The sequence below is a fragment of the Rhizobium sp. 0TCS1.26 genome, from assembly GCF_050455525.1.
GTDB lineage: Bacteria > Pseudomonadota > Alphaproteobacteria > Rhizobiales > Rhizobiaceae > Neorhizobium.
In genome coordinates this window covers 975,423-991,781 of sequence record NZ_JBCIYV010000001.1, presented here as the reverse complement: position 1 = coordinate 991,781, position 16,359 = coordinate 975,423, and the positions used below count along the sequence as shown (strand labels likewise).

At 64.2% G+C, this 16,359-nt stretch carries 14 protein-coding genes and 1 other RNA gene; 7 read left to right on the top strand and 8 right to left on the bottom strand.

What is annotated here, in order from left to right; translation table 11 throughout:
* Nucleotides 1–5: 5 nt before the first annotated feature.
* The 6 genes from AAIH46_RS04900 to AAIH46_RS04875 all read right to left on the bottom strand — a co-directional run bounded on the left by AAIH46_RS04900 (nucleotide 6) and on the right by AAIH46_RS04875 (nucleotide 3,976).
* Entirely contained in the window at nucleotides 6–1,034 is a 1,029-nt protein-coding gene (locus tag AAIH46_RS04900) for a sensor histidine kinase (protein WP_430304495.1), read from the bottom strand.
* A 15-nt stretch (nucleotides 1,035–1,049) separates the two neighbouring features.
* On the bottom strand, nucleotides 1,050–1,487 hold the full coding sequence (locus AAIH46_RS04895; protein WP_430304494.1) for a response regulator: 438 nt from the start codon (nucleotides 1,485–1,487) through the stop codon (nucleotides 1,050–1,052).
* On the bottom strand, nucleotides 1,484–2,983 hold the full coding sequence (locus AAIH46_RS04890; RefSeq protein WP_430304493.1) for a sensor histidine kinase: 1,500 nt from the start codon (nucleotides 2,981–2,983) through the stop codon (nucleotides 1,484–1,486). Before AAIH46_RS04890 ends, AAIH46_RS04895 begins: the two co-directional genes overlap by 4 nt.
* An 80-nt stretch (nucleotides 2,984–3,063) precedes the next feature.
* Nucleotides 3,064–3,222: non-coding RNA, 6S RNA (gene ssrS, locus AAIH46_RS04885), on the bottom strand.
* A gap of 81 nt (nucleotides 3,223–3,303) precedes the next feature.
* Nucleotides 3,304–3,681 carry a cell division protein ZapA gene (locus AAIH46_RS04880; protein WP_430304492.1) on the bottom strand — a complete coding sequence of 126 codons (378 nt, stop codon included), beginning with the start codon at nucleotides 3,679–3,681 and terminating at the stop codon, nucleotides 3,304–3,306.
* A gap of 22 nt (nucleotides 3,682–3,703) precedes the next feature.
* On the bottom strand, nucleotides 3,704–3,976 hold the full coding sequence (locus AAIH46_RS04875) for a DUF4164 domain-containing protein (RefSeq protein WP_430304491.1): 273 nt from the start codon (nucleotides 3,974–3,976) through the stop codon (nucleotides 3,704–3,706).
* A gap of 319 nt (nucleotides 3,977–4,295) precedes the next feature.
* Between AAIH46_RS04875 and tkt the strand changes: the two genes are divergently transcribed.
* The 6 genes from tkt to AAIH46_RS04845 all read left to right on the top strand — a co-directional run bounded on the left by tkt (nucleotide 4,296) and on the right by AAIH46_RS04845 (nucleotide 13,130).
* A complete protein-coding gene (gene tkt / locus AAIH46_RS04870) occupies nucleotides 4,296–6,275 on the top strand; it encodes a transketolase (protein WP_430304490.1) in 1,980 nt (659 codons plus the stop codon).
* Nucleotides 6,276–6,348: 73 nt separating this feature from the next.
* Entirely contained in the window at nucleotides 6,349–7,359 is a 1,011-nt protein-coding gene (gap, locus tag AAIH46_RS04865) for a type I glyceraldehyde-3-phosphate dehydrogenase (protein ID WP_430304489.1), read from the top strand.
* A gap of 366 nt (nucleotides 7,360–7,725) precedes the next feature.
* Nucleotides 7,726–9,660, top strand: coding sequence for a potassium/proton antiporter (locus AAIH46_RS04860; protein WP_430304488.1), 1,935 nt, complete (start codon nucleotides 7,726–7,728; stop codon nucleotides 9,658–9,660).
* 71 nt (nucleotides 9,661–9,731) lie between these two features.
* A complete protein-coding gene (locus AAIH46_RS04855; RefSeq protein WP_430304487.1) occupies nucleotides 9,732–10,931 on the top strand; it encodes a phosphoglycerate kinase in 1,200 nt (399 codons plus the stop codon).
* Between the two features lie 221 nt (nucleotides 10,932–11,152).
* Entirely contained in the window at nucleotides 11,153–12,049 is an 897-nt protein-coding gene (locus tag AAIH46_RS04850; RefSeq protein WP_430304486.1) for a fructose bisphosphate aldolase, read from the top strand.
* A 166-nt stretch (nucleotides 12,050–12,215) separates the two neighbouring features.
* Nucleotides 12,216–13,130: a PhzF family phenazine biosynthesis protein gene (locus tag AAIH46_RS04845; RefSeq protein ID WP_430304485.1), complete on the top strand. Its 915-nt coding sequence runs from the start codon at nucleotides 12,216–12,218 to the stop codon at nucleotides 13,128–13,130.
* Between the two features lie 21 nt (nucleotides 13,131–13,151).
* Here AAIH46_RS04845 and AAIH46_RS04840 read toward each other — a convergent pair whose 3' ends face one another.
* Nucleotides 13,152–14,522 (bottom strand): FAD/NAD(P)-binding protein, encoded by a 1,371-nt coding sequence (locus AAIH46_RS04840; protein WP_430304484.1) that lies wholly within the window; start codon nucleotides 14,520–14,522, stop codon nucleotides 13,152–13,154.
* 133 nt (nucleotides 14,523–14,655) lie between these two features.
* Nucleotides 14,656–14,817, bottom strand: a complete 162-nt coding sequence (locus tag AAIH46_RS04835; protein WP_430304483.1) for a hypothetical protein — start codon at nucleotides 14,815–14,817, stop codon at nucleotides 14,656–14,658.
* Between the two features lie 245 nt (nucleotides 14,818–15,062).
* Between AAIH46_RS04835 and AAIH46_RS04830 the strand changes: the two genes are divergently transcribed.
* Complete coding sequence (locus AAIH46_RS04830) at nucleotides 15,063–16,313, top strand: MFS transporter (protein ID WP_430304482.1); 1,251 nt, start codon at nucleotides 15,063–15,065, stop codon at nucleotides 16,311–16,313.
* Nucleotides 16,314–16,359: the final 46 nt, after the last annotated feature.

The following is a 16,359-nucleotide window of genomic DNA, read 5'->3' as shown; positions in this document are numbered from 1 at the left end:
GACGATCAGAGGTCGAGTTCAAGCTCGGCGCGCGTGCCGCGTGCGACCGGCACGTAGTGGATTGTCGATCCGAGCGTCGAGGCCATGGAACGGACGATGCGGCTGCCGAGCCCGGTGCCCTTCGGATTGGATCCCTCGACAAGGCCGATGCCGTCGTCCTCGACGGCGAGCAGTGCCTGACCGTCGCCGCTGCGCCTCAGGATGACGCGGACTTCTCCTTCGGTGCCGGCCGGATAGGCATATTTGATGGCGTTGGTTAGCAGCTCCGTGACGATCATGCCGACAGACACCGCCCGGTCGGACGTCAGCGACACAGGTTCCGCCTCGAGCCGGATCGAGGGCCCCTGGCTTTCGACATTGACCGACCGTTGCACCTCCTGCACCAGCGTTTCGAGGTACTTGGCCATCTCCACATGGCGGACATCGTCCGAGGTGTAGAGACTGCGGTGCATGCCGGCTACCGCGGTGATCCGCGCCTGGGTTTCGGCCAGTGCCTCGCGCACCGATTCGTCCTTGCTGTTGGTCACCTGCAGCCGGATGAGGGCTGCGACGAGCGCCAGACTGTTGGCAACGCGATGATTGACCTCGGCCAGCAGCACTTCGGCGCGTTCCTTGCCGAGGCGGATCTCCTGGTCGGCCCGCTCCTTTTCGCGCCGCAGCTCGGCGGTGGCGATCGCCTGGTGCAGGGCGCTCTGCATCAGCGACCAGAATTCCTCGCCGACCGTCTTGATCACATAGTCGGAGGCACCGTTCTTCAGAGCATCGACGGCAATCGTCGCCTCGCTCGAGCCGGTGACGTAGATGCTCGGAAGGTTGATGCCGCGGGCGTTCAGCTGCCGCAGGATATCGAGGCCGGTCTCGCCGCGCAGGTAGTGGTCGAGCACCACTGCATCGAACCGGCCGTGCTCGAGAGCCGCCAGGCACGCTTCTCCATCGAGGACATGATGCACGTCATAGCCGAGCCGTCCGAGCGAACGCTGGGCGAGGCGACCGAGTGCGACATCGTCATCGACATAGAGAATGGTCTGCGACATCGGCTCCAGCGGCGTTCAAGGGATCTGCATGACGGAGAAGAACAGGCCCAACTGCCGGATGGCATTGGCAAAGCTGTCGTAGTCCACCGGCTTGGTGATGTAAACGTTGGCGCCGAGATCGTAACAGCGCTGGATTTCCCGCTCGTCATCGGTGGTGGTGAGGATGACCACCGGCAGGCGCTTGGCATGCGGGTTCGACTTCACCTTCTCCAGGATGTCGATGCCCGACATGTCGGGGAGGTTGAGGTCGAGCAGGATCAGCATGTAGCGACCCTGGATATTCTCGCCGGAGCGGTCGGTGCCAAGGATGTAGTCGAGCGCTGCATTGCCGCTGGTGAACGGCACGATCTCGTTGTTGACGCCGGCGCGGCGGACGTTCTTCTCGATGAGGCGGGCATGGCCTTCATCGTCCTCGACCATCACGATGGTGACTTCGCGACCTGCTGCTTTCATGACCCGGTACTCCTGACATGCTGGGAAAGATCCATCGGCAGCCGGATGATGAAGGTCGAACCGCCGCCGAGCGTCGAGGTCACGGTAATCTCGCCGCCTAAATTTCTGACTAACGAGCGGACATGTGCAAGGCCGATGCCTTCCCCCGGGCTGTCCTGCAGGCCGGAGCGGCGGAACAGCTCGAAGACGCGCTCGTGGTCTTCGGGCGCGATGCCGCGGCCATTGTCTGCGATCTCGATGCGCAGCGCGTTTCGGCCGGTGATGAAAGCCCTGACGGAGATGCTGAGCGGCCGCTCCGGGTGCTTGTACTTGACGGCGTTGTCGAACAGGTTGCCGAATATCTGTTCGAGCGAGAAGCGGTCGGTGACGAGCGCGCGGGCGGCCGCGACGGAAATGCTGATCTCGCCGCCGGCTTCTGTGACCTGGTGGTTGATGCTGTCGGAGGTGGCTTCCAGAAGCTCCTGCAGGTCGACGCGCTCCGGCTTCAATTCCCGCCTGCCGTCGCGGGAAATCTTCAGGATGGCGTTGATCAGGCCGTCCATCTTGCGGGTCGAGGAGCGGATGAAGGAGATGGCTTCGGGAAGATCTTCCTCAACGGCCAGCCGGGCGGCGCGGATTTGGTCTTCAGTCGGCTTCTGCTCGTCGGCCAGAATGACCGTGCTCACCGACTTCAGCGTTTGGTCGAGTTCGCTGGTGAAGCCCATGATGTTGACCAGCGGCGCGCGCAGGTCGTGGCTGACGATATAGGCGTAGCGCTGGATTTCGCGGTTGGCCTGGATGAGATCGTCGGTGCGTTCGTTGACCCGTTCCTCAAGGCTGGTGTTGAGTGCCTCGACCTCCCGGTGAGCCCGCGACAGTTCGCGAACGTGCTGGACGACGATGAGGATCGCGCCGCCGATGACGATCATGATGACGAGCCCGCCGCCGACGGTGAACCAGGTCAGCACTGAAGAGGTGTCGCGCAGGTCCTGCACGTCGGAATTGAGACGCTTGTCGAGATCGCGGATCAGCGTCACCAGCAGGCTGCTGATGTCGTCCATGATCTCGCGGCCGGTGGCCTTGCGGACGATGTCGATCGCCTGGTCGAACTTGCCGGCGTCGGCAAGCGCAACGGTCGATTTCAACTCGTCGAGCTTGCGTTCCAGCAGCACGTTGAACTGCTCGATGTGAAAGCTGATCACCGTCTGGTTTTCGTAGGTCTGCGTCAGGCGGCTCCGCTGCCTCTCCATCCCCTGGGTGGCTGCGATATAGGGCCTCAAAAACTGCTTGTCGCCGCTCAGCAGATAGCCGCGCTGGCCGGATTCGGCGGCCCGCAGGTAGAGGATCATGTCGGAGGAGGCGGCGCGCAGTTCCCGCAGCTTGATGACTTCATCGAAGTAGCTCTGGGTCATACGCGACAGCACGACGGAGGCAATGACGATGCCCGCCAGAACCGCAGCGCCGACCATCAGCATGAGCAGCGACGAGCGCGCAAACTTGGTATTGAAGATTGCCATCGGGTTTCCGTGACCTGTCCGTTGGACAAGGGCATCGGGCGGCTGGCCCCGGAAGTCAAGGGAGCGACAGCAGAATGAAAGTGCGATCCACGGCAACCGATGGAGGTTTACGATCCTGGGTGCCTACAAACGTAGGTGGGCGCCGTATGTCCAAGCCCACGGGCCTGGCCAGGGACAGCTCCCTTTGGATCGAGTATGGCCCCAGGGATTGTGGTTCCTGTCGAGAAGCGCAGAACGCAACGTCAATATAGGCGCGATTTCAGCCGCTCGCCAGTGGGATCTTCAAGGAAAACGCACGCGCCCGCCGAACGAGCGAAGGATCAGCTGGATTGGCTGCCGGGGCGGGCGTTCAGCTTGGCGGTGATGCCGTTCAGACGGCCCGCCAGATCGCCGATCGCGGCGACCAGCGTCGCCTCGTGCTTCTGTAGTTCCTGGCTGGCGCCGTCCTGAGTCGAGCGCAGGCCCTCGACCTCTTTCTCCAGCGCCGCGATGCGGCGGTTGGTCTCCGACAGTTCGTCCATGACCATGATGCCGGCCATGACGGTGACCCGCAGGTCACCGATCTCGCCGAACTGGCTCTTCAGGTGCCCGACATAGCGGTCGAACTGCGATGCCAGATCCTCCAGGTGACCCTGCTGACCCTCTTCGCAGGCCATGCGGTAAGCCTTGCCGTCGATCGTTACCGTTACCTGCGCCATGCGCTCCTGATCCCCTGATGGACTACCGGTCGAGAACGGCGCGGATGGTTTCCATGGCCGTCACAAGTCGCCGGGAGACCTCGCGATTGACCTCTTCGAGCCGGTTGGCGCGGAATTCCGACTGATCCAGTTCCTGGGCCAGCCGTGCGCGATCGGCATGCACGCGACGGACCTCGCCTTCGACATCGGCAGCTTCTCGCTGCCGTTCGAGGCGGGCATCCAAGGCGTTCTCGAGGCTGTTCACGGCAGCCGAGAGCTCGGATATGGCTGCGTTCAGGGTCTTGTCCAACGGCATCCTGCTGGGTCTTGAAGCCGACACGGCGAAGTTTCGAATCGTGCCGGGCGGCTTGACTGTCTGGCAAGCACCCTAAGTGGCAGACCGTGGACGGTCAATAAAGTGACAGCCGGCCGAGGAACGTCAGCTGTGGATCGCCGTTCGGGAGGCGCTGCCCGAAGGCGGAACCGGGGCATGGCGGCGGGCTTCCCGCGCGCCTTGCACAGCCTCCCGGGCGGCCCCATTTGTTGACTTGGGCGTGGCACCTGATAAGGATCGACCGCGCCTCATTTGGTCCCGCGCGGGACCGTGATTGACACTGCAAACCAGCGGGCTAGCCATGACCTCTCCTGACAAACACAACCGGATGGCAAATGCGATCCGTTTCCTCGCGATGGATGCCGTCGAGAAGGCCAATTCAGGCCATCCGGGTCTGCCGATGGGTGCCGCGGATGTCGCCACGGTCCTTTTCAGCCGCTACCTGAAGTTCGATCCGAAGAACCCGCTCTGGCCGGACCGTGACCGTTTCGTGCTGTCGGCCGGCCATGGGTCGATGCTCCTCTATTCGCTCCTCTACCTGACGGGTTACGAGGACATGACGATCGAGGACATCAAGCAGTTCCGCCAGCTGGGCTCCAAGACCGCCGGCCACCCCGAATACGGCCACGTTTCAGGCATCGAGACGACCACCGGCCCGCTCGGCCAGGGTCTTGCCAATGCCGTCGGCATGGCACTTGCCGAGAAGAAGCTCTCCAACGAGTTCGGCGGCGACCTGCAGAACCATTTCACCTACGTGCTCGTCGGCGACGGCTGCCTGATGGAAGGCATCAGCCAGGAAGCCATCGCCATGGCTGGCCACCTGAAGCTGAACAAGCTCGTGGTCTTCTGGGACAACAATTCGATCACCATCGACGGCGCCGTGTCGCTGTCGGATTCGACGGACCAGATCGCCCGCTTCAAGTCGGTGCACTGGAACACGATCGAAGTCGACGGTCATGACCAGGAGGCCATCGCCGCGGCCATCGAGGCTGCCCAGAAATCCGACCGTCCGACCTTCATCGCGGCCAAGACCATCATCGGTTTCGGCGCCCCGAACAAGCAGGGCACGCACAAGGTGCACGGCTCGCCGCTCGGCGCCGAGGAAATTGCCGCAGCCCGCAAGGCGCTGAACTGGGAATCGGAAGCCTTCGTCGTGCCGGCCGACGTGCTGGATGCCTGGCGTCTCGCCGGCCTGCGCTCCACCAAGGCCCGCAAGGAATGGGAAGAGCGGCTTGCCGCTACCCCGAGCGAGACCCGCGCTGAATTCGTCCGGCGCTTTGCCGGCGACCTGCCGGGTGGCTTCGACAGCGCGATCGACGCCTTCAAGCGCAAGATTGCCGCAAACCCGCCGACGGTCGCCACCCGCAAGGCTTCCGAGGATACGCTCGAGGTCATCAACGGCCTGCTGCCGGAAATGCTCGGTGGCTCCGCCGACCTGACGCCATCGAACAACACCAAGACCAGCCAGATGACGTCGATCACGCCGACCGACTTCTCCGGCCGCTACATGCATTACGGCATCCGCGAGCATGCGACGGCCGCAGCGCTGAACGGCATCTCGCTGCATGGCGGCCTGATCCCCTATTCGGGCGGCTTCCTGATCTTCTCCGACTACTGCCGTCCGTCGGTGCGCCTGGCTGCGCTCATGGGCATCCGCGTCGTGCATGTCTGGACGCATGATTCGATCGGCGTCGGCGAAGACGGCCCGACCCACCAGCCGGTCGAGCATCTCGCGTCGCTGCGGGCGATCCCGAACCTGCTGCTGTTCCGCCCGGCAGACGAGACCGAGACCGCTGAATGCTGGCAGTTGGCGCTGAAGGAAAAGCATCGCCCGTCCGGCCTGGCGCTGACCCGCCAGAACCTGATGCCGGTGCGCACCGAATACGAGGAAAAGAACCTCTGCGCCCAGGGCGCCTACGAGCTTGTCTCCTCGAGCGATGCCAAGGTGACGATCTTCGCCTCCGGTTCGGAAGTCGAAATCGCTGTGAAGTCGGCGCAGGCTCTGGAAGCCAAGGGTGTTGCCACGCGCGTCGTCTCGGTGCCCTGCGTCGAGCTGTTCATGGGCCAGTCGGACGATTACCGCCGCGCCATCATCGGCCGCTCGCCGGTCAAGATCGCCGTGGAAGCTGCGGTGCGCGAGGGCTGGGATACGTTCATCGGCAATGACGGCACCTTCATCGGCATGAAGTCGTTCGGTGCATCGGGTCCGGCCAAGGATCTCTACAAGCATTTCGGCATCACCGTGGAAGCCGTGGTCGCCGCAGCCGAAGCCAAGCTTTGAGCTTTGAGGGGCGCTGCAGTAACCGGCGCCCCCGCCCATTTCCAAAAAGCCCACTTCAAGGGAGTGAATGCATATGACTGTCAAGGTTGCCATCAATGGCTTCGGCCGCATCGGCCGCAACGTTCTGCGCGCCATCGTCGAATCGGGTCGCACCGATATCGAAGTCGTCGCGATCAATGATCTCGGCCCGGTCGAGACGAATGCCCACCTGCTGCGCTATGACAGCATCCACGGCAAGTTCCCGGCAGAGGTCAAGGTCGAAGGCGACACGATCATCGTTGGCGGCGGCAAGCCGATCAAGGTGACGGCTGTCAAGGATCCTGCCCAACTGCCGCATGGCGAGCTCGGCGTCGATATCGCCATGGAATGCACCGGCATCTTCACCGCCCGCGACAAGGCGGCGCTGCACCTGCAGGCCGGCGCCAAGCGCGTCATCGTGTCGGCGCCGGCCGACGGCGCCGACCTGACGGTCGTCTTCGGCGTCAACCACGACAAGCTGACCAAGGACCATCTGGTCATCTCCAACGCCTCGTGCACGACCAACTGCCTGGTGCCGGTCGTCAAGGTCCTGAACGATGCGATCGGCATCGATCACGGCTTCATGACGACGATCCATTCCTACACGGGCGACCAGCCGACGCTCGACACCATGCACAAGGACCTGTACCGCGCCCGCGCCGCAGCCCTGTCGATGATCCCGACCTCGACCGGTGCCGCAAAGGCCGTTGGCCTGGTTCTGCCGGAACTGAAGGGCAAGCTCGACGGCACCTCGATCCGCGTGCCGACGCCGAACGTCTCGGTCGTCGACTTCAAGTTCGTCGCCAAGAGGAACACCAGCGTCGAGGAAATCAACGAAGCCATCAAGTCGGCCTCGAACGGCGCTCTGAAGGGCATCCTCGGCTACACCGAAGAGCCGCTCGTTTCGCGCGACTTCAACCACGACAGCCATTCGTCGATCTTCGCGATCGATCAGACCAAGGTGCTCGAAGGCAACTTCGTCCGCATCCTCACCTGGTACGACAACGAGTGGGGCTTCTCGAACCGCATGTCCGACACGGCCGTGGCGCTCGCCAAGCTCATCTGATCCGTCGGGGTCACAAAGCATCACTTCTGGAGGCGGCCGGTTACCGGTCGCCTCTTTTCGTTCGGGGCTTTCGCAGGCGTGCGTGACACGGCTGCATCCCGACCGGCAAACCGTACGGCCGGTGCCGTTTCTGCCCTTCTCTTGCCGGATTCGATCCTGCCTAATGGTGGGGTCGTCTGATTCCCCGCCGGCGCCATCCGGATCCGTCTACAGTTCCCCATAGTCCGCCGCTCATCCAGCGGCGGTGCGGCAAGGTCATACTGGCCGGCCGGCGGGACCTTCGGACCACCCGGAGGTCCGGGAGGCGGACGCAGCTTCGCGCCGGTTGCACGAAGCCAACCGGGCTAGGCAGGAAGGGCAGGGGTCTTGGAGGCATTCTACATCATAGTGCTGGTGAGCACGATCCTGGTCCTGGTTGCCGCCTTCTCCAGTCTCCTCGCGTTCCGCTTCGGCGCGCCGCTGCTGCTCGTCTTCCTGCTGATCGGGCTTGTCGCCGGTGTCGACGGGCTCGGCATCGATTTCAGCAACTACTCGATGGCCTATGTATTGGGATCGCTGGCGCTGGCGGTCATCCTGTTCGATTCCGGCTTCGGCACATCGCTGCATGCCTTCAAGATTGCCGCCGCTCCAGCGATCACCATGGCGTCGCTGGGGGTCATCCTCACCGCGTCGATCTTTGCCTGCGCCGCATCGCTTCTTCTCGATCTCACTTGGCTGGAAGGCCTTCTGCTCGGGTCGATCGTCGCCTCCACGGACGCGGCTGCGGTATTTTTCCTGCTGCGCATCGGCGGCATCCACATCCGTGACAAGGTCCGCTCGTCGCTGGAGGTCGAATCCGGCACCAACGATCCGATGGCGGTGTTCCTGACGGTGGCTCTGGTCGAACTGATCAGCGCCGGCCACGGCTCGTCGGGCTTCAACCTCGAGCTGCTGGCGATGTTCGTCAAGCAGATGGGGCTCGGCGGCGTAGTCGGGCTGCTCGGCGGCATGATGATCGTCAACGTCCTCAACCGGCTGCCGGTCGATCGCGGCCTGGCGCCGATCTTCGTCCTGGCGCTGGCGCTGCTGGTGTTCTCGTTTACCGGCGCGATCGGCGGCAGCGGTTTCCTCGCCGTCTACGTCGCCGGCATCTATGCCGGGAACCGCAAGATCTTCGCCAAGGAAGCGATCACGCGCTTCCAGGACGGACTGACCTGGCTGGCGCAGATCATAATGTTCCTGGTGCTCGGCCTGCTCGCCACGCCGTCGGATTTTCCGCAGATCCTGCTGCCGGCAATCGGCCTTGCGCTGTTCCTGATCTTCGTCGCCAGGCCTATCGCCGTGTGGCTCAGCCTTCTGCCTTTCGATTTCACCCAGCAGGAGATCGGCTTCGTCGCCTGGGTGGGCTTGCGCGGTGCCGTATCGATCCTACTCGGCATCATGCCGATCCTCGGCGGGATCGACGCCAGCCATGTCTACTTCAACACCGCCTTCATCATCGTGCTCGTGTCGCTGCTGCTGCAGGGCTGGACGATCAAGCCCGTCGCCGAACGGCTCGGCCTGATCATTCCGCCACGGATGGGCGAGGTCGACAAGGTGGAACTCGACCTGCCGGGGCGCGCCAATCACGAACTGATCTCCTACCGGGTGATCAAGGATTCGCCTGTGCTGCGCGGCGAGCGGATCCCTCGATGGGCGATGCCGTCGCTGGTCATCCGCGACGGGCGCAGCATGCGCTATCAGTATGCCGGGCGGCTGCGGGAGAACGACCAGATCTACCTGTTCATCGCCCCCGGCTATTCGCGGCTGCTCGACCGGCTGTTTGCGAGCCGCGCGCCGGTGGACGAGGACGATGCGGACTTCTTCGGTGCCTTCGCGATCTCGCCGTCGCGGCCCGCCAAGGAGCTCGACGCGGCCTACGGTCCGGGGCTCCTGTCGGTTGCCGAGCAGGGGATGACGGTCGGCGACCTGATGACGTACCGGCTGGGCGGCAGGGCGGACTATGCGGACCGGGTGCGTCTGGGTTCGATCATCCTCATCGTCCGCGATCTCGACGAACACGAGCATATCCTTTCCGTCGGCATTTCGCTCGAACCCGTGGAGCCGGCGACGCGTCTGCCGATCTTCATCAACATGCGCGAGATCGCCCACCGGGTGCGCGATGCCATCCGCCGCAGCCGCGGAAGGCCGGTGCCGGGCTCTTCGCCGGTGGCTGCCGGGCCGGCTGCCGCAGCGCCGGCGCCACCCTCGGCAACGCCATCCGACAACCTGCCGGAAACCCTGTCGGACACACGTCCGGACGAGGGGGGAAATAGGCCGTAACCGCCTTGCGTCGCCGCTCAGGTGGGCTATGGTCCCGATCGCATTCCCATAACCTACAGTGGATTTCAGACATGCCGGCCTTCAAGACCCTTGACGATCTCACCGACATCGCGGGCAAGCGCGTTCTCGTGCGCGTCGATCTCAACGTTCCTGTATCGGGCGGCAAGGTCACCGATACGACCCGCATTGAACGTGTCGCACCGACCATCCTGGAGCTGTCGGGCAAGGGCGCCAAGGTTATCCTCCTGGCGCATTTCGGCCGCCCCAAGGGCGCCCCTGTCGCCGACATGTCGCTGAAGCTGATCGCGCCGTCGGTCGAGTCGGTCCTCGATCACTCGGTCCTGTTCGCCGACGACTGCATCGGCGAGCCAGCTGCGACAGCCGTGGCCGAGATGCAGAACGGCGACATCCTGCTGCTCGAAAACACCCGGTTCCACGCCGGCGAAGAGAAGAACGATCCGGACTTCACGACGGCGCTTGCCGCCAATGGCGACATCTACGTCAACGATGCATTCTCGGCGGCTCACCGGGCGCATGCTTCGACGGAAGGGCTTGCCCACCATCTGCCGGCCTACGCCGGCCGCACCATGCAGGCTGAACTGGAAGCGCTGGAAAAGGGGCTCGGCGAGCCGGTGAAGCCGGTCGTCGCGATCGTCGGCGGCGCCAAGGTGTCGACCAAGATCGACCTGCTGATGAACCTGGTAAAGAAGGTCGACGCGCTGGTGATCGGTGGCGGCATGGCCAACACCTTCATTGCCGCGCGTGGCACTTCGGTCGGCAAGTCGCTCTGCGAGCACGACCTGGCGGAGACCGCCAAGCAGATCATGATCGAGGCGGCGAACGCCAGATGCGCCATCGTCCTGCCGGTCGACGGTGTGGTCGCCCGGGAGTTCAAGGCGGGCGCTGCGAACGAAGTGGTCGATATCGAGGCCATTCCGGCCGACGCCATGATGCTCGACGTCGGGCCGAAGTCGGTCGAGGTGATCACCGGCTGGATCGAGCGCGCCGAAACGCTGGTGTGGAACGGGCCGCTGGGCGCGTTCGAGATCGAGCCCTTCGATGCGGCGACTGTTGCTGCGGCAAAGGTTGCCGCCGCGCAGACCACCGCCGGCAAACTGGTTTCGGTCGCCGGCGGTGGCGATACGGTGTCGGCGCTCAACCATGCCGGCGTTGCCGACGACTTCACCTATGTCTCGACGGCCGGCGGGGCCTTCCTCGAATGGATGGAAGGCAAGGAACTGCCCGGCGTCGCAGTGCTGACCCGCGGCTGAGCGATCGCGTGCAGTTAGCGCATGCGGGGCACCTGCCAAGGGCTCCGCACGCGGATGTTAACCGGTTTTAAAATAATCGGATATTTTAAACGATTGAAAGAAATTCAATCGTTTCAAGCTTTAAGCATAGGATTTCCTTGCGAAAAAACTTCTGTTATCCGCGTGTGATAGCGAACTTGATACAAGCGTAGACGCCGACTTTAAGGCACAGGAGTGTAAGCATGGGATACGCCAAGATGTTGGACAGGATGGGTTCAGCGCCCGGCTTTATCGCCGCACTGGATCAGAGTGGTGGTTCAACACCGGGAGCCCTGCGTCTCTACGGCGTGTCTGAAAACGATTATCAGGGCGACGAGGACATGTTCCGCCTGATGCACGCCATGCGCGTCCGCATCATGAGCGCCCCCGCCTTCAACGGCGACAAGGTCATCGGCGCCATTCTGTTCGAGCGGACGATGGACGGCGATGTCGATGGGCAGCCTGTGCCGTCCTACCTCTGGGAGAAGCGCGGCGTCGTGCCGTTCCTGAAAGTCGACAAGGGTCTGAACGCGGAAGAAAACGGCGTCCAGACGATGAAGTCGATGCCCGATCTCGATACGCTCCTGATCCGCGGTCGCGAAAAGGGGATGTTCGGAACCAAGATGCGGTCGGTGATCGCCCATGCAGACAAGGCCGGCATCGCCGCCGTTGTCGAGCAGCAGTTCCAGGTGGCCCGTCAGATCATCGGCCAGGGCCTCATGCCGATCATCGAGCCGGAAGTTTCCATCAACAGCCCGACGAAGCAAGAAGCCGAAGCAATCCTGCGCGACGAGATCGCTCAGCAGCTCGACAAGCTTCCGGCTGGCGAGACCGTCATGCTCAAGCTGACGATCCCGACGGTCCCCGACTTCTACGCACCGCTCGTCGCCCATCCGTCGGTGGTGCGCCTGGTCGCGCTGTCGGGCGGCTACAGCACCGCCGATGCCTGCGAAAAGCTCAGCCATAACCATGGCATGATCGCCAGCTTCTCGCGCGGCCTGACGGAAGGCCTGCACGTGACGATGAGCGATGCGGAATTCGATGCCAGGATGGCGGCGACGATCGACCAGATCTACGCCGCGAGCGTCAACAAGTCCTGACACGCGCCTGAAACGTCGCCGCGCGCTTTCTGTGGAGGAGAGAGGAGGGTCGCCCCCGGAAACGGAGCGGCCCTTCAGCGTTTCTGATGGATGGCTTCAAAAACTCTGGCTGGTCGCGCTCATCAGGCGGCGGCTAGGGTAGCGCAATCAGCAGAGGGAGCCGGTCATGGCCGAAGCCGCATTCGTTACCGTCGATGTGTTCACCGAAGAGCGGTTTGCCGGCAATCCACTCGCCGTATTCACCGACGCGCGCGGTATCGACGACGACGCGATGCAGAAGATCGCCGCCGAGTTCGGCTATTCGGAGATCACCTTCGTTCTGCCGCCCGACAATCCCGCTCACGATGCGCGGGTGCGGATCTTCACGCCGACGACCGAAGTTGGGTTCGCCGGCCATCCGAATGTCGGCACCGCCTTCGTTCTCAGCCAGCAGGCCTTGCTGTTCGGCAAGCCCGTTGGCGACATCCTGCGGTTCGAGGAGGCGGCCGGGATCGTCGAGGTACAGATCATCCGCCACGGTGGCCGGGTGACGGGTGCCGCGATCCGCGCGCCGCAGCCTTTATCGGTCGGTCGGGAGATTCCGTTGCCGCTCGTTGCCGCCTGCGCGTCGCTGCCAGAAGCAGCGATCCGCATGGGCCGCCACCCACCGCTGTTGCTGTCGGTCGGACTTTCCTTCGCGTTCGCCGAAGTTGCGGATTTGGCAGCGCTTGCGGCGGCACGGCCCGATACTGCGGCCTTCCGGGATGCGGCGGCGAGGATGACGCCGGACGGTGATTTCCCATTGTTCCTCTACGTTGTCGATCCGCAGGATCCAGCCAAGCTTCGCGCCCGGATGTTCGCGCCGCTCGACAATGTGCCGGAGGATCCGGCCACCGGAAGCGCCTCCGGGGCGCTCGCCGCCTACCTCGCCAGCCGCGACCCGTTGGTCGACGGCAGGCTCGACTACATCATCGAGCAGGGGATCGAGATGGGGCGGCCGAGCCGCATCGAGGTGTCCGTCGGGAAACGTGGCGGTGCGGTCGACGGCGTCACCATCGCCGGGCGATGTGTGGCGGTGATGCGCGGAACGATCTCGCTCTAGAGCGTCGGCTCCAGATCCACCTCAGGCCGCAGCGCCGATGCTGACGGCCTGGGCGATCTCCGATGCGACGGCCTGGGCCTGCACGCGAATGTCCGGCACAGCGGTGATCTCCCAGAAGCGTCCGGCGGTCAGCGCGCCGACGGCGAAGATGTGCGGATGCACGCGTCCATCCGCAGCGACCAGATGCGCCCGGTCGTCGACCACGACACCGAGACCCAGAGGATCGCCCTGCAGGAGGCCGCGCTGGGCCATCGTCTGAAGCAGCGGCGAGTGTCTGATCCCGGCGCGCTCCATGCCCGTGCAGTTGACGATCCAGTCGGCGCCGATCCTGTTCATCTCCGCGCTGCCGCGGCTGCGGTAGGTGACCAGGGCGCCGGCGCCGCTTGCCTCGATGCGCTGCAGGTAGCCGGCGTGCACCTTGACCGTGCCGTCGTCGATGAGCGTCTGGAATTCCCGGCCGACATCCGGCGCCAGACGATGGCGGTGTACGGTCCACCAGGCCAGCGCGTGGCGGAGAAACCGCCCTTTTTGCGCGACCGAAAGCTGCTGCCAGAGCCTCTGCGTCTGCGGTCGGAGGCCGTCAAGGACGCTGCGCCACGGTGTACCCTGCCGCACCTCACGGCGGATCGCCTGCAGGAGTGCGCTGAGTTGCGTGGTGTCCGGCAGTTGCGGGGCAACCGGCGGCGTCGGCTGGTCGAGATGCGGATGCGGCACCAGGCCGCGGCGGGAGAGGACGTCGACCGTCCCGCGATGGCCGCGCGCGCGCAGCGCCAGCACCTGGTCGACCATGGTCAGGCCGGAGCCCAGCATGCAGATCCGGTCGTCGCGCCGGACGTGGGTCAGCCAGCCCAGCCGCCACGGATTGTCGACGATTTTCGTGCGGATGGACGCAGCAATGGCATCGGCCGGAACCGGCAGCGGGGCCGTGCCGACCCCGAGGCACAGGATGGTGTGGCAGGCGGCGACTTCCTCGTTGTCGACCAGCCGGATCAGCGTTGTCGACGGCGATATGTCGACACAGCCGATCGCCCGCGACTTGATGAAATCCACCCGCGGCCGGTTGGCCCGGTCGCGCAGGAGGGCGGCAAGCCGGTCGCGCAGGTAAAGGCCGAAATCGCTGCGGCTGGCGAAGTCACCGCCGCCAACCTCGCGGCCAGCTTCCGCCAGCCAGTCGAGGAAATCCTCCGGCTGATCGGGATAGATCGACATGCGGGCGGCCGGCACGTTCAGCCGGTGCTGGTAGAATTCGCTGCGATAGGCTGTGCCGCGGCCGAAACCGGGATCGTCGCCGACGACGGCGATACGTGAAGAGGCGGGCAGCAGGCGCAGCAGGTTGATCGTGGCAGCGATGGCCGAAAACCCTGCGCCGACGACGGCGACGTCATACTTCATGGACGCTCCTCGTTTTCCGCGGGCTGCAATCTGCGCAGCGGCGGCTCCGGTTGACCGTCGGTGTAATCTCTATCAGATCCGTCGAGATTTCAATGGCTGGCCTGACGACAGGTTCCGGAACGGCTGCGAGAGGTCAGGTGAAGTCGCGCAGCAGCAGGGTCAGCGCCCACAGCGCAAATGCCACCACCGCGAGTTTCCAGAAATCGGCGCGACGCCTGAGACCAGGCACGCCGAGCGGCTTGATGATCTGCGCTATCATCGCCAGGATGAGGAGGAGGCCGATCAGTTTCGTCATGTTTTTCCTGCAGCGGGCGGCCATCAGCCACAGGCTGGACATTTTTCGCCTGCACCACAGATAGGCCGTGGGGGCGAGATTCGGAACCATTGTTTTGTTCGGGCGTGCCGGGCCTGGCTTCCCCGCGCCGTCGATCCCGTGCAACCACACGTTTACCGCAGTTGCCGGATCGACAGAGCAGCTTAACACTTGCCGTGCTAGTCGTGCGGCAGAACCTGAACCGGACTTACCAACGGTCGATGTAAATGCCTCGCAACATACTGCCCGTCCTCAGCCTACTCCTCGGCACTCTGTTTCTCTTCCTCGGCAATGGCCTGCAGGGTCTTCTCCTGCCGGTGCGCGGCACGATGGAGGGCTATTCCAACGAGGTGCTCGGCCTTCTCGGCACGACCTGGGCAGGCGGGTTCGTGCTCGGATGTTTCGTCGCGCCGCAGCTCGTCCGGCGGATAGGCCATGTACGGGCGTTTTCCGGCTTCGGGGCGATCATCTGCCTCAATGTGCTGGTGACCGGCATCGTCGTCGACGACGTCGCCTGGCTGACCCTTCGCGCCGTTACCGGCTTTTGCACCGCCGGCACCTCGATGATCATCGAAAGCTGGCTGAACGAGCGGGCGACCAACGAAAGCCGCGGGGCGATCTTCTCGTTCTACATCGCCATCACCCTGATGGGCGTGGTCGGCGGTCAGCTGCTGGTCGGGCTTGCGGACGTTTCGACGCCGCTGCTGTTCATGATCTGCGGCATTCTCTACTGCATCGCCATCCTGCCGACGACACTGTCGACCGCCGCTTCGCCGCAACCGCTGAAACGGGTGAGCCTCGACCTGCCGGCGCTCTACCGCAATTCCCCCGTGTCGTTCATCGGTATCCTGATGATCGGCACCGCCAATGGCGCCTACGGCACGCTGGTGGCAGTCTTTGCAGCACAAGCGGGTTTGCACCAGGGAACGATCGCGGTGATGGTGTCGATCACCATCTTTGCCGGCGCCATCATGCAGTTCCCGGCCGGCCGGCTGTCGGACCGGATGGACCGACGCTACGTGCTGGCGACGCTCTCCGGTGTCTCGGCGGTGGCCGGCCTGCTGCTGCTGACGCTCCAGCCGCTCAACGTCTACCTGATCATCGCGCTGGTGGCTGTGTACGGCGCAACCGCCAACGCGCTCTATCCGATCGCGGTGGCGCATGCCAACGACTTCGCCAGCCCAGAGGATTTCGTCAAGGTGTCCGGCGGCCTGCTGCTGCTGTTCGGCATCGGTACGATCATCGGGCCGACGCTTGGCGGACCGGTGATGACGCATTTCGGCCCGCATGCGCTGTTCGGCGTGACGGCGCTGGCGCATCTGGTGGTGTTTGGTCACTCGATCTTCCGCACGCGTCGCCGCGCCGGGCTGTCGAGTGCCGAGAAGGACAACTACACCACGGCCGCGACGGCCTCTCTCGCCACTCCGGAAAGCCTGATGCTCGATCCCCGGGCACCGGCCGACGGCGAGTCTCGCTGAACCGCCCGACGAATTGCCGCCGCTCTTCCCGCGGATGACGCATTTG

Coding starts and splice junctions, on each gene's coding strand:
- AAIH46_RS04900 (WP_430304495.1), bottom strand. CDS start 1,034: ATGTCGCAGACCATTCTCTATGTCGATGACGATGTCGCACTCGGTCGC.
- AAIH46_RS04895 (WP_430304494.1), bottom strand. CDS start 1,487: ATGAAAGCAGCAGGTCGCGAAGTCACCATCGTGATGGTCGAGGACGAT.
- AAIH46_RS04890 (WP_430304493.1), bottom strand. CDS start 2,983: ATGGCAATCTTCAATACCAAGTTTGCGCGCTCGTCGCTGCTCATGCTG.
- AAIH46_RS04880 (WP_430304492.1), bottom strand. CDS start 3,681: ATGGCGCAGGTAACGGTAACGATCGACGGCAAGGCTTACCGCATGGCC.
- AAIH46_RS04875 (WP_430304491.1), bottom strand. CDS start 3,976: ATGCCGTTGGACAAGACCCTGAACGCAGCCATATCCGAGCTCTCGGCT.
- tkt (WP_430304490.1), top strand. CDS start 4,296: ATGACCTCTCCTGACAAACACAACCGGATGGCAAATGCGATCCGTTTC.
- gap (WP_430304489.1), top strand. CDS start 6,349: ATGACTGTCAAGGTTGCCATCAATGGCTTCGGCCGCATCGGCCGCAAC.
- AAIH46_RS04855 (WP_430304487.1), top strand. CDS start 9,732: ATGCCGGCCTTCAAGACCCTTGACGATCTCACCGACATCGCGGGCAAG.
- AAIH46_RS04850 (WP_430304486.1), top strand. CDS start 11,153: ATGGGATACGCCAAGATGTTGGACAGGATGGGTTCAGCGCCCGGCTTT.
- AAIH46_RS04845 (WP_430304485.1), top strand. CDS start 12,216: ATGGCCGAAGCCGCATTCGTTACCGTCGATGTGTTCACCGAAGAGCGG.
- AAIH46_RS04840 (WP_430304484.1), bottom strand. CDS start 14,522: ATGAAGTATGACGTCGCCGTCGTCGGCGCAGGGTTTTCGGCCATCGCT.
- AAIH46_RS04835 (WP_430304483.1), bottom strand. CDS start 14,817: ATGACGAAACTGATCGGCCTCCTCCTCATCCTGGCGATGATAGCGCAG.
- AAIH46_RS04830 (WP_430304482.1), top strand. CDS start 15,063: ATGCCTCGCAACATACTGCCCGTCCTCAGCCTACTCCTCGGCACTCTG.